Annotated in this window: 26 protein-coding genes; 22 read left to right on the top strand and 4 right to left on the bottom strand. The window is 26.0% G+C overall.

Annotated features, from left to right (window positions below; genetic code table 11):
• Nucleotides 1-19 precede the first annotated feature (19 nt).
• The 6 genes from ACNSOS_RS04045 to ACNSOS_RS04020 all read left to right on the top strand — a co-directional run bounded on the left by ACNSOS_RS04045 (nucleotide 20) and on the right by ACNSOS_RS04020 (nucleotide 9447).
• Nucleotides 20-979, top strand: coding sequence for a L,D-transpeptidase family protein (locus tag ACNSOS_RS04045; protein WP_418186034.1), 960 nt, complete (start codon nucleotides 20-22; stop codon nucleotides 977-979).
• 66 nt (nucleotides 980-1045) lie between these two features.
• The gene (gene purL / locus ACNSOS_RS04040) at nucleotides 1046-3259 is read left to right on the top strand and encodes a phosphoribosylformylglycinamidine synthase subunit PurL (protein WP_418186033.1); all 2214 of its coding nucleotides are present in this window, start codon (nucleotides 1046-1048) and stop codon (nucleotides 3257-3259) included.
• 65 nt (nucleotides 3260-3324) lie between these two features.
• Nucleotides 3325-4857 carry a bifunctional phosphoribosylaminoimidazolecarboxamide formyltransferase/IMP cyclohydrolase gene (gene purH / locus ACNSOS_RS04035; protein ID WP_418186032.1) on the top strand — a complete coding sequence of 511 codons (1533 nt, stop codon included), beginning with the start codon at nucleotides 3325-3327 and terminating at the stop codon, nucleotides 4855-4857.
• Nucleotides 4858-4904: 47 nt separating this feature from the next.
• Nucleotides 4905-7508, top strand: a complete 2604-nt coding sequence (locus ACNSOS_RS04030; protein WP_418186031.1) for an ABC transporter substrate-binding protein — start codon at nucleotides 4905-4907, stop codon at nucleotides 7506-7508.
• A gap of 12 nt (nucleotides 7509-7520) precedes the next feature.
• On the top strand, nucleotides 7521-8801 hold the full coding sequence (gene bioA, locus ACNSOS_RS04025; protein WP_418186030.1) for an adenosylmethionine--8-amino-7-oxononanoate transaminase: 1281 nt from the start codon (nucleotides 7521-7523) through the stop codon (nucleotides 8799-8801).
• Nucleotides 8788-9447, top strand: a complete 660-nt coding sequence (locus ACNSOS_RS04020; protein ID WP_418186029.1) for an NUDIX hydrolase — start codon at nucleotides 8788-8790, stop codon at nucleotides 9445-9447. The genes bioA and ACNSOS_RS04020 overlap by 14 nt, the downstream gene beginning before the upstream one ends.
• On the opposite strand, the gene ACNSOS_RS04015 is transcribed toward ACNSOS_RS04020, so the two are convergent.
• Nucleotides 9440-9781: a DsrE family protein gene (locus ACNSOS_RS04015; protein ID WP_113895288.1), complete on the bottom strand. Its 342-nt coding sequence runs from the start codon at nucleotides 9779-9781 to the stop codon at nucleotides 9440-9442. The two genes, ACNSOS_RS04020 and ACNSOS_RS04015, sit on opposite strands and share 8 nt — an antisense overlap.
• A gap of 64 nt (nucleotides 9782-9845) precedes the next feature.
• On the opposite strand from ACNSOS_RS04015, the gene ACNSOS_RS04010 reads away from it, so the two are divergent.
• The 4 genes from ACNSOS_RS04010 to ACNSOS_RS03995 all read left to right on the top strand — a co-directional run bounded on the left by ACNSOS_RS04010 (nucleotide 9846) and on the right by ACNSOS_RS03995 (nucleotide 14186).
• Nucleotides 9846-10205: a methionine-R-sulfoxide reductase gene (locus ACNSOS_RS04010; RefSeq protein WP_418186028.1), complete on the top strand. Its 360-nt coding sequence runs from the start codon at nucleotides 9846-9848 to the stop codon at nucleotides 10203-10205.
• Between the two features lie 434 nt (nucleotides 10206-10639).
• On the top strand, nucleotides 10640-12394 hold the full coding sequence (locus ACNSOS_RS04005; protein ID WP_418186027.1) for a hypothetical protein: 1755 nt from the start codon (nucleotides 10640-10642) through the stop codon (nucleotides 12392-12394).
• Nucleotides 12395-12474: 80 nt separating this feature from the next.
• On the top strand, nucleotides 12475-13050 hold the full coding sequence (locus tag ACNSOS_RS04000) for a hypothetical protein (RefSeq protein WP_418186026.1): 576 nt from the start codon (nucleotides 12475-12477) through the stop codon (nucleotides 13048-13050).
• Between the two features lie 41 nt (nucleotides 13051-13091).
• Entirely contained in the window at nucleotides 13092-14186 is a 1095-nt protein-coding gene (locus ACNSOS_RS03995) for a DUF6602 domain-containing protein (RefSeq protein ID WP_418186025.1), read from the top strand.
• A 70-nt stretch (nucleotides 14187-14256) separates the two neighbouring features.
• Here ACNSOS_RS03995 and ACNSOS_RS03990 read toward each other — a convergent pair whose 3' ends face one another.
• Entirely contained in the window at nucleotides 14257-14502 is a 246-nt protein-coding gene (locus ACNSOS_RS03990; protein ID WP_418186024.1) for a helix-turn-helix domain-containing protein, read from the bottom strand.
• Between the two features lie 96 nt (nucleotides 14503-14598).
• Between ACNSOS_RS03990 and ACNSOS_RS03985 the strand changes: the two genes are divergently transcribed.
• The 8 genes from ACNSOS_RS03985 to ACNSOS_RS03950 all read left to right on the top strand — a co-directional run bounded on the left by ACNSOS_RS03985 (nucleotide 14599) and on the right by ACNSOS_RS03950 (nucleotide 20276).
• The gene (locus ACNSOS_RS03985; RefSeq protein WP_418186023.1) at nucleotides 14599-15000 is read left to right on the top strand and encodes a tetratricopeptide repeat protein; all 402 of its coding nucleotides are present in this window, start codon (nucleotides 14599-14601) and stop codon (nucleotides 14998-15000) included.
• Nucleotides 15001-15021: 21 nt separating this feature from the next.
• Nucleotides 15022-15525, top strand: a complete 504-nt coding sequence (locus ACNSOS_RS03980) for a tetratricopeptide repeat protein (protein ID WP_418186022.1) — start codon at nucleotides 15022-15024, stop codon at nucleotides 15523-15525.
• A 12-nt stretch (nucleotides 15526-15537) separates the two neighbouring features.
• On the top strand, nucleotides 15538-16122 hold the full coding sequence (locus tag ACNSOS_RS03975; RefSeq protein WP_418186021.1) for a hypothetical protein: 585 nt from the start codon (nucleotides 15538-15540) through the stop codon (nucleotides 16120-16122).
• On the top strand, nucleotides 16119-16673 hold the full coding sequence (locus ACNSOS_RS03970; RefSeq protein ID WP_418186020.1) for a hypothetical protein: 555 nt from the start codon (nucleotides 16119-16121) through the stop codon (nucleotides 16671-16673). The genes ACNSOS_RS03975 and ACNSOS_RS03970 overlap by 4 nt, the downstream gene beginning before the upstream one ends.
• Before the next feature lie 61 nt (nucleotides 16674-16734).
• Nucleotides 16735-17865: a hypothetical protein gene (locus ACNSOS_RS03965; protein ID WP_418186019.1), complete on the top strand. Its 1131-nt coding sequence runs from the start codon at nucleotides 16735-16737 to the stop codon at nucleotides 17863-17865.
• Between the two features lie 12 nt (nucleotides 17866-17877).
• Nucleotides 17878-18141 carry a hypothetical protein gene (locus tag ACNSOS_RS03960; protein WP_418186018.1) on the top strand — a complete coding sequence of 88 codons (264 nt, stop codon included), beginning with the start codon at nucleotides 17878-17880 and terminating at the stop codon, nucleotides 18139-18141.
• Nucleotides 18142-18202: 61 nt separating this feature from the next.
• Nucleotides 18203-19393, top strand: a complete 1191-nt coding sequence (locus ACNSOS_RS03955; protein ID WP_418186017.1) for an FtsK/SpoIIIE domain-containing protein — start codon at nucleotides 18203-18205, stop codon at nucleotides 19391-19393.
• A gap of 148 nt (nucleotides 19394-19541) precedes the next feature.
• Nucleotides 19542-20276, top strand: a complete 735-nt coding sequence (locus ACNSOS_RS03950; RefSeq protein WP_418186016.1) for a S1 family peptidase — start codon at nucleotides 19542-19544, stop codon at nucleotides 20274-20276.
• A gap of 114 nt (nucleotides 20277-20390) precedes the next feature.
• Here the strand turns inward: ACNSOS_RS03950 and ACNSOS_RS03945 are convergent, their stop codons facing one another.
• Nucleotides 20391-21290, bottom strand: a complete 900-nt coding sequence (locus ACNSOS_RS03945; RefSeq protein WP_418186015.1) for an RsiV family protein — start codon at nucleotides 21288-21290, stop codon at nucleotides 20391-20393.
• Between the two features lie 539 nt (nucleotides 21291-21829).
• Between ACNSOS_RS03945 and msrA the strand changes: the two genes are divergently transcribed.
• Nucleotides 21830-22315 (top strand): peptide-methionine (S)-S-oxide reductase MsrA, encoded by a 486-nt coding sequence (msrA, locus tag ACNSOS_RS03940; protein WP_418186014.1) that lies wholly within the window; start codon nucleotides 21830-21832, stop codon nucleotides 22313-22315.
• Here msrA and ACNSOS_RS03935 read toward each other — a convergent pair.
• Complete coding sequence (locus tag ACNSOS_RS03935) at nucleotides 22312-22653, bottom strand: hypothetical protein (protein ID WP_113895291.1); 342 nt, start codon at nucleotides 22651-22653, stop codon at nucleotides 22312-22314. The genes msrA and ACNSOS_RS03935 overlap by 4 nt on opposite strands.
• Nucleotides 22654-22745: 92 nt before the next feature.
• Between ACNSOS_RS03935 and ACNSOS_RS03930 the strand changes: the two genes are divergently transcribed.
• From ACNSOS_RS03930 to ACNSOS_RS03920, 3 genes are all read left to right on the top strand, one after another.
• Nucleotides 22746-22970 carry a hypothetical protein gene (locus ACNSOS_RS03930; protein ID WP_418186013.1) on the top strand — a complete coding sequence of 75 codons (225 nt, stop codon included), beginning with the start codon at nucleotides 22746-22748 and terminating at the stop codon, nucleotides 22968-22970.
• A gap of 95 nt (nucleotides 22971-23065) precedes the next feature.
• Nucleotides 23066-23323, top strand: a complete 258-nt coding sequence (locus ACNSOS_RS03925; protein ID WP_418186012.1) for a hypothetical protein — start codon at nucleotides 23066-23068, stop codon at nucleotides 23321-23323.
• Nucleotides 23324-23531: 208 nt separating this feature from the next.
• Nucleotides 23532-23846 (top strand): thiamine-binding protein, encoded by a 315-nt coding sequence (locus ACNSOS_RS03920; protein ID WP_418186011.1) that lies wholly within the window; start codon nucleotides 23532-23534, stop codon nucleotides 23844-23846.
• The last annotated feature ends 55 nt before the right edge of the window (nucleotides 23847-23901 follow it).

Genomic DNA, 23901 nt, shown 5'->3' with positions numbered 1-23901 from the left:
ATACTAAATGGAGTAGGGCTTGTTAAAAATAATAATTTTAATTTTTCTAGGGGTAAACCTTTTCGCTAGTGATATCTTTGAACTTTATAGAACAAAAGGTATTAGTGCAGTAGAAAAAGAACTAGAAAAAAGTTTAAAAGATATTGGTGCTTGGGAAAAGTATCTTGAGAATAAAAATGTTGATTATGGTTTTTATGAAACAAAAAAATATATAATCGTTGCACAAAAAAATAATAAAAAAATTTCTTTATATGAGAAAGATAAAGATGATTTTAAAAAGGTATCAACTGATAGCATAATTGTTGGAGAAAAAGAGGGAGATAAACTTGTAGAAGGAGATAAAAAAACTCCTGAAGGTGCTTATGAATTAACTCAAAAAAGAACTGGTCTTGATCAATTTTATGGTCCTTTTGCTTTAGTTACTGCATATCCTGATAATTTTGATAAAAGTTTAAATAGAAAAGGGCATGGTATTTGGATACACGGTATGCCATTAAATGGAGATAGAGAACTTTTTACTCAAGGTTGTATAGCTTTAAACAATGATAAATTGGAAGCTTTAGAGAAAAATATTGATTATAAACAAGCAGTTTTAATTACAACAAATGAAGATTTCAAAAAAGCAACAAAAAGTGATATTGCTTTAATTTTAAGTACGATTTATAAATGGAAAGATGCTTGGAAGTATTCAAAAATTGATGAGTATTTATCTTACTATTCAAAAGATTTTAAAAGAGCTGATAGAAGTGATATTAATACATTTTCTTCTCAAAAAAGAGCAGTTTTTGCAAAAAATGAAGATAAAACTATAAATCTATTTAATCTTGATATTTCTCCTTATCCAAACTCTTTAGGTAAAAAAATGTATAAAGTATTGATGGATGAGGAATATTTTAGTCCAAGTGTAAGATTTATTGGTAAAAAAGAACTTTTTATAGAGATAGTTAATAATAAAGTTCAAATTCTAACAGAAGATTAAAAGCAAATTTAACTCTTTTTTAGATACAATCAGCCTTAAATTCAATAACCAAATTTAAGGCGAAAAATGCAAAAAAAAGAGATGAATATTCAAGAAATAGCACTTGCACACTCTTTAACTTTAGAAGAGTTTGAAAATATCAAAGAAATTTTAGGAAGAGAGCCAAATTATGTTGAAATTGGTATCTTTTCTGCTATGTGGAGCGAACACTGCTCATATAAATCAAGTAAAAAATATTTAAGTGGTTTCCCAACAAAAGCACCATGGGTTATTCAAGGACCTGGAGAAAATGCTGGAGTTATAGATATTGGCGATGGATATGCTGCTGTATTTAAAATGGAATCACACAATCACCCAAGTTTCATAGAGCCTTATCAAGGAGCTGCTACTGGAGTTGGAGGAATTTTAAGAGATGTATTTACAATGGGTGCAAGACCAGTTGCTAGTATGAACTCTATAAGATTTGCTTCAATTGAAGGAGATAGTGAAACTGCTAAAAAACATAGATATCTTTTAAAAGGTGTTGTTGCTGGAATTGGTGGATATGGAAACTGTATGGGGGTTCCAACTATTGGTGGAGAGACAACTTTTGAAGAGTGTTATGCTGGAAATAATCTTGTAAATGCATTTACTTTAGGTTTAGCGAAAGCTGATGAAATTTTTTATGGACGAGCTGAAGGTATAGGAAATCCTGTTATCTATGTAGGAAGTAAAACTGGACGAGATGGACTTGGTGGCGCTGTTATGTCAAGTGCCTCTTTTACAGAAGATAGTGAAAGCAAAAGACCAACTGTTCAAGTTGGAGATCCATTTACTGAAAAACTACTTTTAGAGGCTTGTTTAGAACTATTTAAAAAAGATTTAATTGTTGGTATTCAAGATATGGGAGCTGCAGGACTTACTTCATCTTCATTTGAGATGGCAGGAAGAAGTGGTTCTGGAATGGTTATGCATTTAGATAAAGTTCCTGCACGAGAAGAAGGAATGACTCCTTATGATTTTATGTTAAGTGAATCTCAAGAAAGAATGCTTATTTGTGCTAAAAAAGGTTGTGAGCAAGATATTATAGATATTTTCCAAAAATGGGAGCTTGATGTTGCTGTTATTGGTGAAGTTACAAATACTGGAAATATGGAATTATTTTGGCATGGTGAAAAAGTTGCTGATATTCCAGTTCAACCAGTGAGTGAACAAGCACCAGTTTTAGATAGACCAATTAAAGAACCAGAATATTTAAAAACTATTGAAAATGTAAAATTAGATAAAGAAATCTCAAATCAAATCGCTTTTGATGAACTTTTTTCGGATATGGAAGTTGTAGATAAATCTTGGATTTATAATCAATTTGATTCAATGGTGCAAACAAATACTATAAAAGGTCCTGGAAGTCTTGATGGTTCAACAATTAGGATTAAAGAGACTGGAAAAGCTTTAAGTATGAGTGCTGATTGTAATACAAGATTCTGCTATATTAATCCACAACTAGGAGCAGCAGCAGCTGTTATGGAAAGTGGAAGAAATGTTGCTATGAGTGGAGCTGTTCCAAAAGCTATTACGGATTGTTTAAATTTTGGTAATCCACAAAATCCAGAAGTTATGTGGCAGTTTAAAGAGAGTTGTGAAGGTATAAAAAATGCTTGTAGAACTTTAAATACTCCAGTTATTGGTGGAAATGTATCTTTATATAACGAAACAAATGGAGTAGGAGTTTTCCCAACACCTTCTATTGCTATGGTTGGAGTAAATGAAGATGCAAATAATGTATTAAGTGCAAAACTTCAAGGAAATGGAAATATCTTATATCTTTTAGGAGATACTAAGTCAGAGTTTGGTGGAAGTTTATATCTAAAAAAACTTTATGGAAAAGTAGCAGGAACTCACCCTGAAGTTGATTTTGAAAAAGAACTTAATTTATGGAATACAGTAATTGAAGCAAATAAAGCTAAGCTTTTAAGATCTGCAAAAGATGTAAATCTTGGTGGAATTGCTATATCTTTAGCAAAAATGGCTGTTGTTGGAAATATTGGAGTTGAAGCAAATATCTCTTTAGAAGAGGATAAAGATATTTTTAGTGAAAGTTTAAGTCGAGCAATAGTAGAAGTTGAACTTTCAAATTGTGAAGCATTTGAACAAATAGCATCTAAAAATGGAATTTCTTGTATAAGTATTGGAAAAACTGGTGGAGATAAAATCATAATAAATGATATTTTTAAAGAGTTAGATAAATTAAGTCAAATTTACTTTAATAGATTTAAAGAAGTAATAGAACAAGATCAATAAAATCTTTATTAGCCAAACTTTTTAGTTTGGCTTTTTTTATTTTTAAAATTAAAAGAAGGGAAAGAATGAGAGCATTAATTAGTGTAAGTGATAAAAGTGGTGTTGTGAATTTTGCAAAAGAACTTGTAAAATTAGGTTATGAGATAATTTCAACTGGAGGAACTTATAGTAAGTTAAAAGAAGAAGGTGTATCTGTAATTGAAGCAAATGAAGTTACAAAATTTCCAGAATGTTTTGAAGGAAGAGTAAAAACTTTAAATCCATATATTCATGGTGGAATATTACATAGAAGAGATAAACAATCACATTTAGAACAAGCTAAAGAGTTGGGTGTTGAAGGTATTGATTTAGTTTGTGTAAATTTATACCCATTTAAAGCAACAATAGAAAAAACAGATGATTTTGAAGAAATCATTGAAAATATTGATATTGGTGGACCAGCGATGGTTAGAAGTGCTGCTAAAAACTTTGATTCAGTTATTATTGTTACAGATGTTGCTGATTATGATTTAGTATTAAATAATCTTAAAAATAATACAAATACAGTTGAATTTAGAAGAGATTTAATGATAAAAGCCTATGAACATACAGCTTCTTATGATTCTATGATTGCAAACTATATGAACAAAAGATTTAATAATGGTTTTGGGGCAAAACAATTTATAGTTGGAAATAAAGTATTTGATACAAGATATGGAGAAAATCCACATCAAAAAGGTGCTTTATATGAGTTCGATAAACAATTTTCAAGTAAATTTAAAATTGTAAAAGGAGAACCAAGTTTCAATAATATGGGTGATATTAGTGGAGCTGCTAAAATTGCTGCTGCTTTTGGAAAAGATAAAGCTGTTTGTATAGTAAAACATGGAAATCCATGTGGTTTTGCTATAAAAGATACTCTATTAAATTCTTATATTGAAGCACTAAAATGTGATCCAATTTCAGCTTTTGGTGGAGTTGTAGCAGTAAATGGATGCGTTGATAAAGAGTTAGCAGAGAAAATGAATGAGATTTTTTTAGAAGTTATTTTTGCTGCAAAATTTACACCTGAAGCAGTAGCAGTTTTTGAAAGTAAAAAAAGAATTAAACTTTTTGAGCAAGGAACTGAATTTTTAGAATTGGCAAATGATGAGATTGATTTTAAAAGAGTTGATGGAGGATTTGTATATCAAGATGCTGATAAAGTTGGAGTTGATGAAGTTAAAAACTCAAAACTTATGTCAAAAAGAGCTGCATCTCAACAAGAGATAAAAGATATGGAAATTGCTTATAAAATAGCAAGTTTAACAAAATCAAATTGTGTAGTTTATGTAAAAAATTCTGCAATGGTTGCTGTTGGTATGGGAATGACAAGCCGTGTTGATGCTGCAAAAGCTGCTTTAAGAAAAGCTAGTGATTTAGAAATTGATGTAACTGGAGCAGTTTTAGCAAGTGAAGCATTCTTCCCATTTAGAGATAGTATTGATGAGGCACAAAAAGCAGGTGTTAAATGTGTTATTGAGCCAGGTGGAAGTATCAGAGATGAGGAAATTATAGAAGCAGCAAATGAATATGGAATGGCTCTATATTTTTCTGGAATAAGACACTTTTTACACTAAAAAATATTCTATACCAAAATTTTTGGTATAGATTTTAAAGGCTAAAATTGAAATTTTTTTTAAATCTTAAATTTTTTATTATATTTATCATCTTTTCTACAAATATGTATTCAAAAGATTTAAAAAAAGTTACACTTCAATTAGCTTGGTTTGACCAATTTCAATATGCTGGTTACTACATGGCAAAAGAAAAAGGTTTTTATGAAGAGCTAGGTCTTGATGTTGAGATTTTACCATTCTCATTTGATATAGATATTCCAAAAAGTGTAAATGATGGTGAAATTAATTTTGCTATTGGAAGAGAAAATTTAATAGTTGAAAAATCTAGAAATAAAAATATTGTAATCATAAATGCACTTTTTCAGGTGTCACCTTTGGTTTTGATTAGTACAAAAAATTCAGGTGTTGATACTATATCAAAATTCCAAAATAAAACAATGATGACTACTTTAGATGATTCTAGTGAAGTATCTATAAAATCTATGATAGTATCAAACAAAATAGATATAAACAGTATAAATATAATTCCCCATTCTCATAATATAAATGACTTGATAGATAAAAAAACAGATTTGATAACAGCTTATATTTCAAAAGCACCATATTGGCTAGAAAAAGATAATATAAAATATAATGTATTTTCTCCAAAAGATTATGGATTTGATTTATACAGTGATTTTTTATATACAAATGAAGATTATGTAAAAGATAATAAGAATATAGTCTTAGATTTTAAGAAAGCATCTTTAAAGGGTTGGGAATATGCTTATACTCATATAGATGATAGTGTTAATACAATTTTAGAAAAATATAATAGTCAAAACCTGACAAAAGATGAATTGTTATTTGAAGCAAATGAACTAAAAAAGTTATCTTATGTAAAAGATATTGAATTAGGAGATATAAAAAAAGAGAAGTTTCAAAGAATTTATGATTTATATAATCTAATGGGATTAATAGATAATCACATAGATATAAATAGTTATTTTGCAAATTTGAACGATGATAATATAAAATTTACTTATGAAGAGCAAAAATATTTAGATAAAATCATAGATATAAAAATGTGTTCCGCCCCAAATATATTACCATATAGTCAAGTTGAAAATGATATTTTTAAAGGAGTTGTAGCTGATTATATTGCATTACTTCAAACAAAGCTACCAAAACCTATAAAACTTGTACCAACTTCAACTTGGAGTGAAACATTAACAAATCTATATAAAAATAAGTGTGATATTTTGTCAATATCTGTAAAACCAAATCAAGGTGAAACTGATTTTTTATATACAAAACCATATATGAAAATTCCACTTGTTTTATTAACTTCAAGTAGTGTAACATTTATAGATAACTTAAGTTCTTTAAAAAATAAGAAAATTACTGTAAATAAAAACTATGAATTAATTGAAAAATTAAGAGATAAATATAAAGATATAGATTTTATTCCAGTAAATAATTTTGATGAAGCTATGGAAAAAATACTCTCTGATGATGTTTTTGGACACATAGATACTATTGCAACTTCTTGGTATAACATTCAAACAAAATATCTATCTAAAATATCAATTTCTGGAAAGATAGATGAAAGTTTAAGCGTGTCAATTGCAGTAAACAAAGATAAAGTAGAAATATATAATATTTTTGAAAAATTAGTACAATCAATAGATGAAAAACAGATAGTTGATATTGTGAATAAGTGGGTTTATACAAAATATGAAAATTATTTTGATTTTGCAACAGCTACAAAAATTTTTATTGCACTTTTAGTTATATTGGGAGTTATTCTGTATAGACAAATTTTCTTAAATAGGATGAATAAAAGACTTAAATATCTAGTTAGTTTAAAAACTAGACAACTTAAAAATGTAAATAAAAGATTGGCAAATAGGATAAAAAAAGAGGTTGATAAAAATTTACAAAAAGATAGAATCTTATCTCAACAACAAAAAATGATCTCTATGGGACAAATGATAGAAAATATAGCTCATCAGTGGCGACAACCATTGTCAATTATATCTACAAATGCAAGTTCGATAAAATTGAAGAAACAGCTAAATATGTTAGATGATGATGAATTATTTAAAATAACAGACTCTATTGTAAGCACTTCTTTGTATCTATCTGAAACAATCGATGACTTTAGATATTTCTTTAAACCACAAAAAAATAAAGAGATTTTTGATTTAGATTCTTGTATCAAAAAAAGTATAGAATTAGTTAATATGAGTCTTGTAAAAAATATGGTGAAGGTAGAATATAAATCAAGAAGTATTAAAATATTTGGTTATGAAACAGAGCTAATACAAGTTTTAATAAATATTTTGAATAATTCAAAAGATGCATTGGAACAAAATAAAATTGATAAAAGAATTATAGTTATTGAGCTAAGAGTTAATAAAAATAGAGTTTTAATTGAAATAAAAGATAATGCTGGAGGAATTGATGAGAATATCTTAGATAAAGTTTTTGAACCATATTTTACTACTAAACATCAATATAGTGGAACTGGAATAGGACTTTATATGTCAAATCAGATTATCTCTAAACATATGAATGGAGAAATCTTTATAAAAAATTGTGAATTTACTTTTGAAAATGTATCTTATAAAGGGGCAATGGTAACTATTGCTTTAAATATCGTGGATTAATAGGAGTAACATTTGAATTATTTAGAAATAGATAAAAATCATACTTGGCATCCATATAACTCTTTACCTTCAAAAACTAAAATTTTAGGTGTAAAAAAGACTAAAAAATGCAAAATATATTTGGAGAGTGGAGAAAAACTTATAGATGGTATGAGTTCTTGGTGGAGTGCAATTCATGGATATAATAATAAATTTCTAAATAAATCTTTGAAAAAGCAACTTAAAATTATGCCACATATTATGTTTGGCGGTTTAACTCATAAACCAGCTTCAATTTTGAGTAAAAAATTGGTTGATTTAACTGGTTTGAACTCAGTTTTTTTATGTGATAGTGGTTCAGTTTCAGTTGAAGTAGCTTTAAAAACTGCTATTTTGTATCAAAAAGCAAAAGGAAAAGATAAATATAAATTTTTAGCATTAAAAAATGCTTATCACGGTGATACTCTAGGAGCGATGAGTGTTTGTGATAAAGAAAACTCTATGCACTCTCTTTATGGAACATATTTAAGTCAAAATATTTTTACACAAGCTCCATCTTTAGGATTTGATAGTGATTGTTCAAAAGAATTAAAAGAGTTGGAAGAGATTTTAAAAAAACACCATAATGAAATAGCAGGATTTATAATAGAGCCAGTTGTTCAAGGTGCTGGAGGTATGAGAATATATAATCCAAAATATCTTGAAACTGCAAAAAAACTTTGTGAAAAGTATGATATTTTGTTTATTTTTGATGAAATTGCAACTGGTTTTGGACATACTGGAAAAATGTTTGCTTATGAACATACAAATATAAAACCAGATATCTTAACTATTGGAAAAGGCTTAACTGGCGGATATATGACAATGGCTGCTATGCTTACAACAAAAGATATAAGTGATACTATTTCAAATAGCCAAATTGGTGTACTTATGCATGGTCCAACGTTTATGGCAAATCCATTGGCTTGTAGTGTTGCAAATGCAAGTATAGATTTACTTTTAAATTCTCCTTGGCAAGAAAGAGTTTTAAAAATAGAGAAGATATTTGGAAAAGAACTAGAAAAAATAAAAGATAGCAAAATAGTAAAAGATGTAAGAAATATTGGAGTTATTGGAATAATAGAGCTTAAAGATGATAAATATGCTTCGAAACTTCAAGATTTTTGTGTGGAAAATGGGGTTTGGCTTCGTCCTTTTGGTAAGCTTTTTTACTCGATAGTTGCATATACAATTTCACAAAAAGAGTTATTAAAAATAACTAAAACTATGATAGATGCTATAAAATATATAGAAAATCATGATGAAAAATTCTAAAATAAAATCACTGAAAGCAAAGCTTCCAAAACATCCAAATATTTTAGGAAGAGATAGAATTCTTAATAGTGCAGTTTTAATTCCTCTTATAAAAATAAAAGGAAAATATCATCTACTTTTTCAAAAAAGAGCAAAGCATATAAAGCAAGGTGGAGATATTTGTTTTGCTGGTGGTGGATTTGATCAAAGTTTAGATAAAAATTTCAAAGATACGGTTTATAGAGAACTTTATGAAGAGTTAGGAATTCTTAAAAAAGATATAAATATCTTTGGACAGCTTGATACTTACTATACTTCTATTGGTGTTTTAATAGAACCATTTGTAGGTAAAATAAAAAGTAAAGCTTTAAAAAATTTAAAAATAGATAAAAATGAAGTTGAAAAGATTTTATTAATTCCTCTATCTTTTTTTAAAAATACAAAACCAGAAGTTTATACTTTAAAAAATCAAATAATGCCTTATGAAATAGATGATAATGGAGATATAATAGAGTATTTTCCTACAAAAGATTTAGGTTTACCTAAAATATATCATGAACCTTGGGGAAATAAAAATCATAAAGTTTGGGTTTATAAATGGAAAGATGAAGTAATTTGGGGTATTACTTCATTTTTAATAAAAGAGTTTCTGAAAAAGCTTAAATAGTCAAAACAGAATAGCTATCATCTTTTAAAGCTTTTGTTAAAAGCTCACCTGTATGAGTTACTTCAATTCCAAGTTTTTCTAATTCTTCTCTAGCACCATAATCCTCTACGCAAACAATACAAGCACTCATTTTTACACCTGTACTTATTATATGTCGTATTTTCTCTTTTATAAATGTTTGATTTTTTACAAGCAATATTGATGGTCCCCAAAGCATTAAATGTGCTGTTTTCCAGTAGTTTCTATCTAAAATTACACTTGAATATAGAAGTGGAAAGTTATTTGCAACTTCTATATCTCCATTTGTCCAAACTATAAGTAGATTCTCTTTCATTTAAAATGCCTTTGGTTATAATTTTCTAAAACAAGTATCATACTATTTTAAAGGAAAAAAATCTATGAAATTTAATGAATTAAGTGAACAAGAGAAGTATGTAATAGAACAAAAAGGAACAGAATATCCAAATAGTGGGATATATAATGATTTTTATGAAAAAGGAACATATATTTGTAAAAAATGTAATACTCCACTTTATAGAAGCCAAGATAAGTTTAAATCTAGTTGTGGATGGCCAAGCTTTGATGATGAAATAAAAGATGCAGTTAAAAAAGTTCCTGATATTGATGGAAGAAGAACTGAAATAGTTTGTGCTAATTGTGGCGGACATTTAGGGCATATTTTTGATGGAGAAGGTTTTACACAAAAAAATATTAGACATTGTGTAAACTCTATATCTTTAAATTTTGAAAAGGAATAAACATGGCAATTTCAAAAGCATATTTTTGTGCAGGATGTTTCTGGGGAGTGTTCAGCAAGAAATGAGAAATAACCGATAAAATCGAGCTTTGAACTACATTTGTAAACACCCATCCCTGATTTGGGATACCAAAAAGGGATACTTTGTTTTAAAAGTGGCTTAAATTTGGGATACTAATTTTTCAATCTTTAATTAAAAAAAAGGATTAAAAATTGAAAACTAACTCTTGCTTTCAAAAAAATGGAATATGGTATTTTAGAAAAAAGATACCATATAATCTAAATAAAAAAACTCCAATATTTCGAATATCGCTTATGAAACTATTATCAAAAAAAGGTTATTATAAGCACCTATTCAATAGTTCACTTTTTTTTATAATATCTTACATAGATAATAAAATAGAACTGTTATTTTTATCTAGGGAGAACTTAACCTTGAAAGAGTTAAATGAGTATGTAATAGGTCTATTACAAAGATATGAAAATGAAGCTTTAAATCAAGATAACCATTACATAAAAGACATGGGAAGCCGTAGAACAGATATTGAAAATAAAAGATATGAAGCTTTGGCTTATTATGATGATTTAGGAGTTAAGTTTGGTGGACATACTGAAACAGCTTTAAAAAAAGAATTAGAACAACTAGAAGAAGCTTTTAATAAAGATAATATAGGGCTTTATAGAAAAAAAGCTGATGATATTTTAAAAAGACAAGATATTATAAAAGCCGATGAAATCAAAAAAATACCTGATGATATGTTGCCTATATTTTCTGAAAATTTAGTTAAAAAAGAGATTGAAGTAATAAGAGCAGATATTGAAAAATACCAAAAATTAATGGGTAAAAAAGAGAGTTCATCAAGTATTGGAAGTATAGAAGATTTTATCACTCAATATCCACAACTTAAAAATATTATATATCCAAAAAGTGATGAAGATAACTGGGATTTTTTAATAGAAAAATTTTTATCTTACAAAAATCAAAAAACACAAGTAAACATTATTCGTGGAAATAGGACAGATTTACAGCAGTTTTGCTCTTTAATGCTTGGAGATGAAAGGTTTGGAATTCCAAAAAGAAAAATTATGGATTGTCGATTGGAAGATATAGAAGCTTTAAAAAGATTATATACACAAATTCCAGTTGTTCAACATCAGGATTTAACAAATTGGCGAGAAAAAGGAATGATTTATATTATAAATTTTACAAAAAATGATATTGAAAAATATAAAAAACCAGTTTTATCAGGATTACAAGGAAAGATAAAAACAATAAAAAGATTTTTAAAAGATATAAAGTTGTATGAGCCTGAAAAATATGAAAAATTAAACTTAGAGTTATGGGATAAATTAAATGTTGAATATAAAGATTTAACACTTGAAGCCCAAATTTTAACAGATAAAAATAAAAAGACATATTTATCATCAGAAATTTTAAATAACTTTTTAAAAGATAGATATAAAAAAGAAGAAAATGACAGAGGACAAGCTGAACGAAATTTCACAAGACATACTAAAGCCTCACCTCATATTTTTTGGAGTGTTGTTCTAGCAATTTTTACTGGTGCTAGAGGTGGAGAACTAGCACAAATTAGGGTTAAAGATTTTAAAAAAAGTATTGTAAATGATGAAGTTATACACTCTTTAACCCTTAGAATTACAGATAAAGAAAAACAAAGCTTAAAAAATGAACATTCAAGCCGAACTATTCCTATAACTGATTTCTTGATAGATTTGGGATTTTTAAATTTCATTAAAGAAAGAATTGATAATAAAGCAGATTTTGTATTTGATTTAAAAGTAAATAAAGATGGAGATAGAAAAGATTTCCCACTCTCTTTTAATCAAGATGTAAAAACATATATAAAAGATAATTATGCTCATATATATGAAGATTATAAACTTCCAGCATTTCATGATTTAAGAGCCTATTTTGTAGGAAAATTTTTAAATGGAGATAATGACAACATAAACAAGCTTTTACAGTTAAAGCAGTTGATAGGACATACAACAAAAGACCTACATAAGGATATAACTATTCATCATTATTTCAGAGAACCAATTGAAATTTTAAAAGCCAAAGAGCTAATTGAAAATTTAGATTTTGGAATAGAAGAGGGATATAACATTTTAAAAGAAAAAATGAATATAAAATATAACTTTGAAATTTTAAGAGAATTAAATATTTAGGCATAAAAAAACCCTCGGCTATATTTTTAAAATATAGGCTTACGAGGGAATTACATTAGAAGGATTATAGGTTAAAAAAAATGAAAGAAAGCTTAATAAAACAATATATAAGTGAAAATAGATTTAAAAGTTATAAAAATTTAGATGAATATTCACAAAATTTAATATTTTCTCAAAACTCTTATATTCCTTTGTCTATTTTGGAAATAGCACTAAGAAATGCTTTGAATAATCACTTATCAAAAATAGTTTCTGAAAATTGGTATGAAGATGATTTTTTAACAAATGATAGCAAAGAAAAAGTTTCTCAAGCCAAAGGGCTGCTTTTAAAAAGAAAAGAAAAAACAACAAAAGAAAAAATAATAGCTGAATTGTCTTTTGGATTTTGGGTAAATCTTTTCAAAAAACCTTATGAGAAAAAGTTGAGAATAAAAGATATTAAATTAATATTTCCAAATCTTCCAACAAAAGAAGAAAAACTTATAAATAGAGATTTCCTTTTTAAAAAATTAAATCATATAAGAAATTTTAGAAATAGAGTTTTTCACTATGAAAAAGTTTTAAATAAAGATAATTTTAATAATATATATAACGAAATATTTGATATTATAAAATATTTTGATGATGAATTATATCAATATACAAAATCTTTATAATCAAATATTTATAGAATAAATAAAATTGAGGTAAATACAAAATGGGAATTATAAAAGATAAAATAAATGAAGATATTAATAAACTTAAACGAGAATTTGAAAATAATAGAAAAATAAATCATCAAGGAATGAAAGGTTCTTTTAATGAAAAAGAGTTAAATAAAGTAATAAAAAAGATTATACCTAAAAAATATACTGTAATAAATGGAGTCATTGAAAATCAAAATAGTGAACAATCTTGTGAAACAGATATTATAATATTTGATGATGAAATATTACCAGATTATTTAAAAGAAGATATTTCTTTTGTGCCCGTAGAAGCTGTAAAGTATATTTTTGAAGTTAAAAGTTCACTAAATGCTACTGAATTGAAAACAACAATAAACAAATTTAAAAGATATAGAGAAATAGGTGGAAACTCACCAACTGTACTTTTTGCATATTCAAGTGATACAAAAAAAAGCGAAATCGAAAGATATAAGAATTTAGATATTAATTTTTTTACAAACCCATTAATTAATGTTTTATGTGTTTCTGATAAATGTTATTATTTTAAAACTTATGAGGAATATTATTTAAAAGATTATATTTCAAATGAAAAAATTATAAAAGATATAGGAAAAAGTGGAGGTCTAAATTTTGATGAGGCATCAAAATTTATTGATGAGAAATTGTTTGATAATGATGAAGCATTAAATAAATTAACTAGGTCTCAATTTTCATTACTTTTAGAAGCTAGAATATTATTTAATACAAATAAAAGAAATATCAATAAATTTGGATTGAATCTAAATGGGATAGAATTTAATAAAATAAAATTTAAAATTCATCAGTGGATACAAGTAGAAAAAAAAGATATTGATATAGAAAACTATGAAATACTTGCTCTCTTAAGTGGCTTATCAAATACTTTATCAAAGGCAGCTTTTGGTAAATATTTATTAAATGAAGATGAAAATGAGAAAAATTTTAAAATATGTGGATTGTGCTATGAAGATATGTGGGGAAATATAAGTTGTAATCATTTTAATACTTTGGGGTTAAATTGTAACCCTTATAATTTTAATTTACAATTCATATCTAATCCAGATGATAATCATTTTGAAATCATTTTCCATACAAATATTGAAGAATAAAAGTTATTTTAGTTTCTCAAATATTAAAAGAGAGATAGAAAAAATACTTTAGAATTTATAAGATAGAAGATTATTTAAAAAATTCTTCTATATTTATCTCTAGAACTTGTGAAATTTTATATATATGCTCTAAATTAAAATGTTTTCCCTCTGCTAATAATTCAGCTTTACCTAAAAATGTCGCATTTTGATGCCCTATCGCATTTGCTAATTTTAATTGAGAAACTTTTTTTTCTTTTCTAATTCTAATAATATTTTTACTAATACACTCATAAAAATTAAATAACATTTCATCTGTAAAATCAATATCTTTCATTAAATAACACCCTATAAGGTTTTATTTAATCTTAATAGTATATAATTTTTTATACAACACCTGATAGAGTGTTAAAATAAACAAAAAAGGGTAAAAATGAGAAAAGTATTGCTATTGGTATTATGTATAGATGTTATGTTTGCAGGAGTGGCTTTTGATGAAGCGATTAGTAAACATCAAAAAGGAAAATACACAGAAGCACTATCACAATATATAGATATTTGTAAAGGTGCAATAAAAGAAGAAAAAATTTTACGTGGTGTTGCTTGTCAAATGGCAGGTGAAATGTCAGAAAATGGTATAGGAACATTTAAGAACCATAAGAATGCATTTAATTTTTATGTAGAGGCTTGTCAATTTAATATAAAATCTTGTGCATTATTAGGTAGAGCATATTATACAGGAATTGGTGTTGAAAAAGATAATACATCTGGACATTACTATATGAAATTAGCTTGTGAAGGTGGCTTAGAAAATGAGATTTGTAAAAATTATTAAATTAAAGAGGAAGAAAATAAAATGATTAGAAAATTGATACTAAGTTTAGGGCTTTTTGCTACTTTGTCTTTTGGAACAACTGTTGAAGATGGATTAAATGCTGTAAAGAAAGGTGATTTTAAAATAGCTTTAACTATTTTTGAAGATTTAGCTTCAAAAGGAGATAGTTCTTCTCAAGTTATACTTGGTGGAATGTATGAAAATGGATATGGTACAACAAAAGATTATAAAAAAGCAGCTATGTGGTATGAAAAAGCAGCTATACAAGGAGTTGTTGAAGCTCAATATAATCTTGGAAGTATGTATTTTAATGGACAAGGTGTAAAACAAAATTTCAAAAAAGCAAAAGAGTGGTGGGAAAAATCAGCAAAACAAGGAAATGTTGTTGCACAACATAATCTTGGAGTTATGTATAGAGATGGACAAGGTGTAAAACAAGATTATAAAAAGGCAAAAGAGTATTTTGAAAAATCTTGTAATAGTGGATATGTAAATGGTTGTTATGCTTATAAAAAACTAAATTAAAAAAGGAGAGAAATGAAAAAAGTAGTTTTAAGTTCATTATTAGTAAGTAGTTTTTTACTTGCTGATGTCGTAGCACCAGAAGTGCTTACAAAAAATAGTTTTGAAACATCGGAATATCAACTGTTTATTACTAATACAAGAAATGTTCCAATCACTAAAGATTTAGTTGCAAAACCAATCTTTGAAGGAAAGATAAAAGATTATTATGTAGATTTTGGTGAAAAATCAATGCAAAGAATGAAAATAGGTGAAGATACTATCAAATCTTTAAATCTTACAGACCAAAAATATCTTGGAAATTCTATATATTTTAAGGATATGCAATCTTTACAAAATATAGGAATAACAGCTGTTGGAAGTGCAGCTTTAATCTCTTTATTAGCCCCTGTTTTTGGTGATGATACCTATATACAAGTAACTGATTACTATAAAGATGATAAACCAGTAACTAGATTATTAAAATATTTGGTATCTGATGATGGATTGGATATAAATGAGATGAAATTAGTATTTAGCACTACAAATGACCAAAGTTACCATTTTAGAAGTGGTGGATTTAAAACTATAACTTTTTCAAATAAGGAAATTAAGAAATGAAAAAAATATTATTTATTAGTTCAATTTTAACAACATTTATTTTTACAGGTTGTGGTACTGTAAATCCAAACTTACCAACACAAGCTGTTGATTTGAAAACATCTGATGTTAATATTCCTTATGATGGAGAAACTGTATTTGAAAATGTAGAAAATAGTGAAACTTTGATAAAAGCTACTCATAAATCAAGTGGTGGATATAAATATAATATTCATAGAGTTATAGTTCCTGCTATGGATAAAATAAGTAAAGAAGTTAAAAAAAGGGGCTATGAATATTTTCAAATAGTATCACCAAAGCAAATTTCAAATTTAGATGGTTTTCCAATTAATAATAAAGAAGATTTAGCAAGTTTTTTAAATCCACAAATTTCTATGGCAACACATGAATTAAATTTTCTTGAAACAAATAAAACTTTAATGGATAATCAAAATTCACAAAATGTTGTTAATTTGCCTTTTACATATTTTGGAACAACAGAGCTTGAATTGGTAATAAGAATGGTAAAAGAGCCTGAATATAATGAAATAGTTTGGAATGTAAATAATTAATAAAAGCGTCCGATTTTTTGTCCTAACTTGTATATATATAAAAATACAAGAGGACAAAAAAATGAAAGGATACTATTCAAAAAAACTTCAAAATAATTCAAAGCTATATACTGAACTACAAGAAAATATAAAGTTTTATATTAATCACTCTATATATAAAGAAAACAAACAAAAATCATACCTAAGAAACACTAGCTTTTTAAATAAAAAATCAGGAGAATACCTAAATGTAGAGTATGATTTTGAAAAGAAATATAAAGAGTATTCAAAAATATCTGAACAAAGAGCATTAACAATCCAAGAACTAGCAAGGAGAAAAGAGTTTTGTAGTGTATTTATAACTCTTACTTTACCATCAAGATTTCACCCATTCAAAAGTATATCAACTCCAAAAGGGCGATTATATGTAGAAGAAAACAAAGAATTTGCTTTTAACAGTATAAAAGAAGCTGTAAGTTGTGGATATAAAGAATTAAACAGTATTTATCAAATATTTTATAAAAGAGTAAAAAATTATGTAAAAAATGATTTATACTATATCAAAGCTATTGAAAATCACCAAACAACAATTCCACACTTACATTTAGTGCTTTATTTTCCTTATGAATGCTTTGATATGGTAAAAGCAACCTTTAGTAGAGTAGTTGAATATTTTAAATTAGATAGGATTGATTTTGAAGAAGTGAGTTTCAAAGAAAATATAAATTATGCTTCAAAGTATCTTTTAAAATATATTATAAAAGATTTGAATAATTCTAGTGATATTTTAAAAGCTAGAATTTTAGATGGTTGGAAAAGATACCATAAAATAAGGGTTTTAACTTCTTCACTACTACCTTTAAATGTTATGGTTTATAAAAAAATATATAAATCTGTTTCATTTCTTGAAAAAAATAGGATTAATTTTAGAATTGATGATAAGATAATTACATTGAAAGAAAAAATAGATATAGAATGCCGACGCGTAGGTCTTCCAATCTATCTTTTTATTCAAGATAATTTTTTTATTGAAAAAACTATTTTAAAAAATAGTAATAGAGAAATTACAAGTTTAGGGGCAAAAAATTCTTTATTTAAAGTAAAACTTACAAGTGAAAAAAATGCTAAGTATTACAAGATAAAGGATTTTAAGGTTAGCTATAAAAAAAGGGAAATTTATACTAAACAAGATTTTATAAAAATTAATTTATAGGAGAATATAAAAATGACACAAATAATAATAAATGGAAAAATAATAACAGTTCTAGAAAAAAAATTTGAAGATAAAAAAACAGTATATGCGCAGTTTTTGATGGAGAGTGAAAGCAAAGGAATGGAGATTATAAAAGTAAAAATTGTAAATGAAGCTGATATACAAAAACTAGAAAAAGATTTAGTTGTATCTGTTCCAGTTTCAATTTCAGCTGTTAATGGAAATTTATACTACTCACAAAGTGATAATATTAAATTTCATAAAGAGATAAAATAGTATGTTATATATGCTTAGGTTATTTATAGTTAATTTGAGTATCTATCTTGGAGTTTTATTTATGGGTCTATTTTTAGTGATATTTTTCACTAAAAATGGAGCAGCCCTTGATGAAATAGTAAAGTATAAATACTTAATTATATTTTTTACTTTAGTAGTATTTATTGAAAGATTAATTTATTATATAAAATATTATAGATTTCATATATTGCCTTATTCTCTAAAACTTTTTAATAGAGTAAATAATGAACAAAAAGAATCTAAAATATACTTAGATAAATTTAAAAAATATGATAAAAAAAGTAATACATATTTTTTTAAAAATAGATTAGCCATTAACAAACAAACTTATATAGATTTAAAAGATAGAATTATCCATCTTTTAGGATATGAAAATAAAGATGAAGTAGAATTTGAAATAAAAGCATACAATAAAAAAGAAGTAGCTATTAAGCTTTTTAAACTTCCTAAAAAATTTGTTTGGCACATTGGATTATTAAAAGATAAAAATATATATCTAGGACATAATAAAGATGGTGCTTATTATTTACCTTTAGAAAACTTAACTTCTTCTATTTGTTGTGGAGAAAGTGGAAGTGGAAAATCAAATTTCTTGAATATGATTATATTTTCATTATTACATAATTCAGAATATATTGAACATTTAGATTTTATAGATTTGAAAGGAGTTGAATTAAGTAGATATGAATTAAATAATACAACTTTTACAGATAATATAGAAGAAGCAAATAATTTATTTGAAAATCTAAAAAATGAGATGAATAACAGATTTAAGCAAATGAAAGAGAAAAAAGATTTAACCTATAGTGGAAAGTTTAGAATTTGTTTAATAGATGAAATAGGCACAATATCAACTCATCACGATAAAAAACTAAAAGAGAATATCTTTAATAACCTTATAGAAATAGGGCAAAAAGGTAGAGCTTCAAAAGTTCTGTTATTAATATTTTCTCAAAAAATTGATAGTACAAATATTCCAACAAATGTGCTTACTAATTTACAAAGTTCATTTTTACTTAGAACAAGTAGCCAATTTAATATAAATAATACAATAGGGCTTAATGAAGAAGTAGAAGAAATAACAAAAACAAGAGTTCAAGATTTCCCCAAAGGTAGGGTTATTTATAAAGATGGATTAAGTAGTGAAAAAGTGTTATTACAAACTCCATATTTAGCACAAGATGTTCAAAACTCAATGATTAAATATTTCCAAAATTGGATTAATAAATAATCCAATTCTTAATCAAAAGCTTGGACATAAGGGGAATGGCTTTGCCATTCTCCGTTGTCCCTTTATCTCTTTTAATAAAAAGTATCAGAAATTATTTTTTAATTTATGCTACTATTAGATAGTTTAAAAATTAATTGGAGATGAAAATATGTTTGAAAAGTTAGCTAATTCGACATATAGAATAGTATGTGGGCATAGCAGTGGAAGTGGATTTAGTTATAGATTAGAAAATATTATTATAACAAATTGTCATGTAATTGAAAATACATTTATTACAAAACAAGAAATTTATGCGATTACAGAAGATAATATAAGATTTTTAACAAAACTTATTGCATATTCTTCTAAAGAAGAATATGATTTTGCAATATTAGAAATACAATCATCATTACCTAAAAATAGAAATATTTTACAACCTAATTTAGAATTAGAATTAAAAAGAGGTATTAAAGCAGTATTTAGTGGTTTCCCTCATGGTATTCCAGATTTGCTCATTCATGAGGCCATTATTTCAAATGTCCAAAATTCAAAATCATTTTACCTTGATGGTTCTATTAATGGAGGGAATTCAGGTGGACCTATTATTGATTCGCTCTCTGGCAAAGTTATTGGGATTGTTACCCAAAGACGATTTTTATCCCCAAATAATTATTCTAGTGCAAAGGAAAATGTTAAAAATATACAAAAACAATGTAAATCTTTTATAGATAAAGGAGGAAATGTCTATATAAATGGTTTAGATATAAGTAGAGTAGTAGGATTAATTTCTGAATCTTTATCTATAACATCAAGTGTTTTAGATTCTAATGCAAATGTTGGTATTGGAATAGGATTTAGAATAATCTTTGTTGAAAATAAATTGAAAGAATTAGGATTAATATAAATTAAATAAAATGTATTTATAGGCATATATTTAAAAAGAAGGCTTTATAAAAGCCTTGATAAATACAATATAATAGTTTTAATGAATAATAAAACTTGAATTAAGTAGTAAGATTTATGGTACTTTCATGCTATTTTCATTTGTTTTTGCAACCTCTTTTTCATATGATGACATAACAGAGTTTATAAAATGATTTGATGCATCCCAGGTTCTTGTATTTTTTATAAATATTCCAAGTGGACCATCTTGTCTATAATTATTCTCTAATCTATGATGTTCTAAAAATACGCTCATACTCCCACAAACTCCAGGAGATACTTCGTACTCACTAAAAATAAATTCTATTCCATCATTTTTAATAAAAAATCTTGGAACGAAATTTGTTGATTCAAATCTATCAAAAAAATCACATCCATTTTCACTCATATGCTTATTTTTAATCATTTCTTTTACATTCTTTAGTGCATCTAATCTAGCATCAAATATATCAAAAAACTCCAGAGATTGTTTTTTATTTGGTACTATATTAAAAGCAAAAACAGAAGCATTACCATTTATAGCAGAATAATAATATGTATATTGATACCATTTCAATGAAAGTAGATGAGGAGTTACAACACCTATCTCATATTCACCCGTATATTCAAAAAGATTTTCTTGATAAGCATCTAGTATATTATCCTTAATCTCTTGATTTATATCATGTATATAATTATTAATAATAAAGCTATCAATTTGAGGGTATACAATATTGAATTTGTTATATTTTCTTTTTATTTCATCATTAGTTATTTCATTTTTAATAGTTTCATCATTAAAATTAAAAGTGTGTTTAATTTCTTTTATTTTTAAATAATTTAAACTATATTCTTCTAATTTCTCATAAGACCAAAATAATGAAGTAGGTATTAGATACATCAATGATATTATATAAAAATAAAAGCTGAGAGCTGAATATTTACTAGGTAAACTCCACTTATTAAATTGTTTTTTTGTTGGTAAAATTTTCCTCAATATAAATATCCTTAAATTAGGTATTGATAAGTTCTTATTATATAAATTTAATACTTTTATATATTTTAAATTTTCAAAATGTTATTTAAGAAATTAATGTTGGTGCCGTTAAATACCTGTGATTAATTTTTATTATAGGATAGGTTTTCATAAAATGGTTATTAGTTGGTATTTGTGGGTTATGAGTTCGATTCTCTATAAAATCCTACCAAGTGAGCCATAACTTCATATTTTTTAGATTATATTTTACTTTCCTTTGCTACTTTTATTAAATTTTTTATAAGGTAAAAATTCAACTATTAAATTTTGAATATAGATTACTTTTTCTTTAATCTTTATATCTAGTTTCTCAACAATGAGAAATAGAATTTAAAATAATTAGTATGTAAGAATAGATTAACTAAAATTTGAATTAAAGATTTAAAAAATTGGGATACCAAAAAGGGATACTTTAAGCTTAAAAATCACTAAAATGGGGATACTTTTGCTATTTTTGGAAACACCCATTTCTAAAAATATAGTTTATAAAGGACGATTTTATGGGGATTTCAAAGGCATATTTTGCAGGTGGTTGTTTTTGGGGAGTCGAATATTTCTTTCAAAAAGTAGCTGGTGTTAAAAGTGTAATATCAGGATATATGGGTGGACATATAAAAAATCCAACTTACGAGATAGTTTGTAGTGGATTTAGTGGACATATAGAAACAGTTGAAGTTGAGTTTGATGAAAATATTGTAAGATATGAAGATTTGGTAAAGTTATTTTTTGAAATTCATAATTTTACTCAAACAAATGGACAAGGTCCAGATATAGGGAGTCAATATTTAAGTGCAATTTTTTATTGTGATGAAAATCAAAAAAATATAGCTTTGGATTTGATAATGAAGTTAAAAGAAAAAGGTTACGAAGTAGCAACAAGTTTGTATGAAAAAGTGGATTTTTATAAAGCAGAAGAGTATCATCAAAACTACTACAACAGGCATAATAAAATGCCTTATTGTCATAGTAAAAGAGATATTTTCTAGTTTGAAACACCTAAGATATAGTAAGTTGGTTTTTTACTAACTCTTTCTATATCTACATTGTATTTTGTTGCCCATTTTGAAACTATATCGTGGAACTCTTCTATGATCTCTTTTGCATCATTTTCATCGCATTTAATTTTTAGATAATCAGTTGTATTTGATAGTGCGATATAGGCATTCATCTTTTTTAGATGGTCATTTAAAGTTAAGATATGTTTTGCAAATTTATCAAAATTTTTTGTAGATTCTATCATTGTTTGTGCTTGTTGTAAAGAAGATTCATTGTTTGAGTAACCAAGTTGAGATAAAATAACTTCAGCATTTACGTCTAATTGCATATTAATCCTTTTTAATGAAATTTATATATGTTATCAAAATAATATTTAAATGATAGTTATGGATTATACTATTTGAAAAACTCATTTATATCTTGTTTGTAGATGATAATAAATTTTTATTACTAACTAAACTAGAAAGAAATCAAAGTAGTATTTATGATAATGTTTATAATTTTGATGGAAAAACATTCAAACTTATAAATAAGAATCTAGATTTAAGTGGTAGCCAAGGTTATAATAAAACTTTTTCTAATCTTATGGGTAATTATAATATAGCTGTTAGTAAATCTGGAATATATGGTATTGAAACATTGTAAATAAAAAATCATATGTATTATCTACGGATAATGATAAAATACAATTTTTACAATCTGGTAATGAAGTGGTTTTAAAGGTATTTAATAATAAAGATTTGAAATTTGAGGGAAAACTACATTCTCATCTAGCTAGAGAAGATGTTAAAACTACTTATAACAATGAACCAGCAAGAATAATTTCACTAAATACTTTAAAAGAGGTAAAAAGCTTATCAGGTGATTTTCAAGTAATACCTATATATTCAGGTTTTACAAATATGGCAGGTACATTTACACTACAAACTGATATAACTTTTACAACAACTAGCCTTTATCACAATATGTATCTTCGAGATATGAAACCTTTATTTTAAAAGATAAAACCGTCCGATTTTTTGTCCTAACTTGTATATATATATAAATACAAGAGGACAAAAAAATGAAAGGATACTATTCAAAAAAACTTCAAAACAATTCAAAGCTATATGCTGAACTACAAGAGAATATGAATTTTTAAGACAATTAAACCTTTATTTGTGTATGATTTTTACTAATCAAATATAAAATATATAAAGGATATAAATGTCAGTTTTAATGAGTCTAGCGATGTTCCCAACAGATACAAATGGAAGTAAAAGTAAAGAAGTAAGTGAGATCTTGAATATCATCAAAAATAGTGGTTTGAAATATCAACTAACATCTATGAACACTATTGTTGAAGCAAAAACTTTAAAAGAGCTTTTGGATTTGGTAAATTTATGCTATTTGAAACTTGAAAGTTTAGGTTGCAATAGAGTTTATGCAGTTTTAAATTTTGATATTAGAACAAGTGGAGAAGATAGGATAAAAAGTAAGATAGCTTCTGTTGAAAAACATATTGGAACCGTTTCAAAATAGTTCTTGTTCTTGAAAAGTAATCAAAATTGAGTATAATAAACCCCAATATATAATA

Source organism: Aliarcobacter vitoriensis (assembly GCF_048320235.1).
GTDB lineage: Bacteria > Campylobacterota > Campylobacteria > Campylobacterales > Arcobacteraceae > Aliarcobacter > Aliarcobacter vitoriensis.
The sequence above is the reverse complement of the archived record's forward strand: the minus strand, read 5'-3'. Positions and strand labels throughout refer to the sequence as shown.

Coding starts and splice junctions, on each gene's coding strand:
- ACNSOS_RS03950 (WP_418186016.1), top strand. CDS start 19,542: ATGTTTGAAAAGTTAGCTAATTCGACATATAGAATAGTATGTGGGCAT.
- ACNSOS_RS04010 (WP_418186028.1), top strand. CDS start 9,846: ATGAAATTTAATGAATTAAGTGAACAAGAGAAGTATGTAATAGAACAA.
- purL (WP_418186033.1), top strand. CDS start 1,046: ATGCAAAAAAAAGAGATGAATATTCAAGAAATAGCACTTGCACACTCT.
- ACNSOS_RS04000 (WP_418186026.1), top strand. CDS start 12,475: ATGAAAGAAAGCTTAATAAAACAATATATAAGTGAAAATAGATTTAAA.
- ACNSOS_RS03965 (WP_418186019.1), top strand. CDS start 16,735: ATGAAAGGATACTATTCAAAAAAACTTCAAAATAATTCAAAGCTATAT.
- ACNSOS_RS04020 (WP_418186029.1), top strand. CDS start 8,788: ATGAAAAATTCTAAAATAAAATCACTGAAAGCAAAGCTTCCAAAACAT.
- ACNSOS_RS04015 (WP_113895288.1), bottom strand. CDS start 9,781: ATGAAAGAGAATCTACTTATAGTTTGGACAAATGGAGATATAGAAGTT.
- ACNSOS_RS03980 (WP_418186022.1), top strand. CDS start 15,022: ATGATTAGAAAATTGATACTAAGTTTAGGGCTTTTTGCTACTTTGTCT.
- ACNSOS_RS03970 (WP_418186020.1), top strand. CDS start 16,119: ATGAAAAAAATATTATTTATTAGTTCAATTTTAACAACATTTATTTTT.
- msrA (WP_418186014.1), top strand. CDS start 21,830: ATGGGGATTTCAAAGGCATATTTTGCAGGTGGTTGTTTTTGGGGAGTC.
- ACNSOS_RS03975 (WP_418186021.1), top strand. CDS start 15,538: ATGAAAAAAGTAGTTTTAAGTTCATTATTAGTAAGTAGTTTTTTACTT.
- ACNSOS_RS03985 (WP_418186023.1), top strand. CDS start 14,599: ATGAGAAAAGTATTGCTATTGGTATTATGTATAGATGTTATGTTTGCA.
- ACNSOS_RS03960 (WP_418186018.1), top strand. CDS start 17,878: ATGACACAAATAATAATAAATGGAAAAATAATAACAGTTCTAGAAAAA.
- ACNSOS_RS03955 (WP_418186017.1), top strand. CDS start 18,203: ATGGGTCTATTTTTAGTGATATTTTTCACTAAAAATGGAGCAGCCCTT.
- ACNSOS_RS03920 (WP_418186011.1), top strand. CDS start 23,532: ATGTCAGTTTTAATGAGTCTAGCGATGTTCCCAACAGATACAAATGGA.
- ACNSOS_RS03990 (WP_418186024.1), bottom strand. CDS start 14,502: ATGAAAGATATTGATTTTACAGATGAAATGTTATTTAATTTTTATGAG.
- ACNSOS_RS03935 (WP_113895291.1), bottom strand. CDS start 22,653: ATGCAATTAGACGTAAATGCTGAAGTTATTTTATCTCAACTTGGTTAC.
- purH (WP_418186032.1), top strand. CDS start 3,325: ATGAGAGCATTAATTAGTGTAAGTGATAAAAGTGGTGTTGTGAATTTT.
- ACNSOS_RS03995 (WP_418186025.1), top strand. CDS start 13,092: ATGGGAATTATAAAAGATAAAATAAATGAAGATATTAATAAACTTAAA.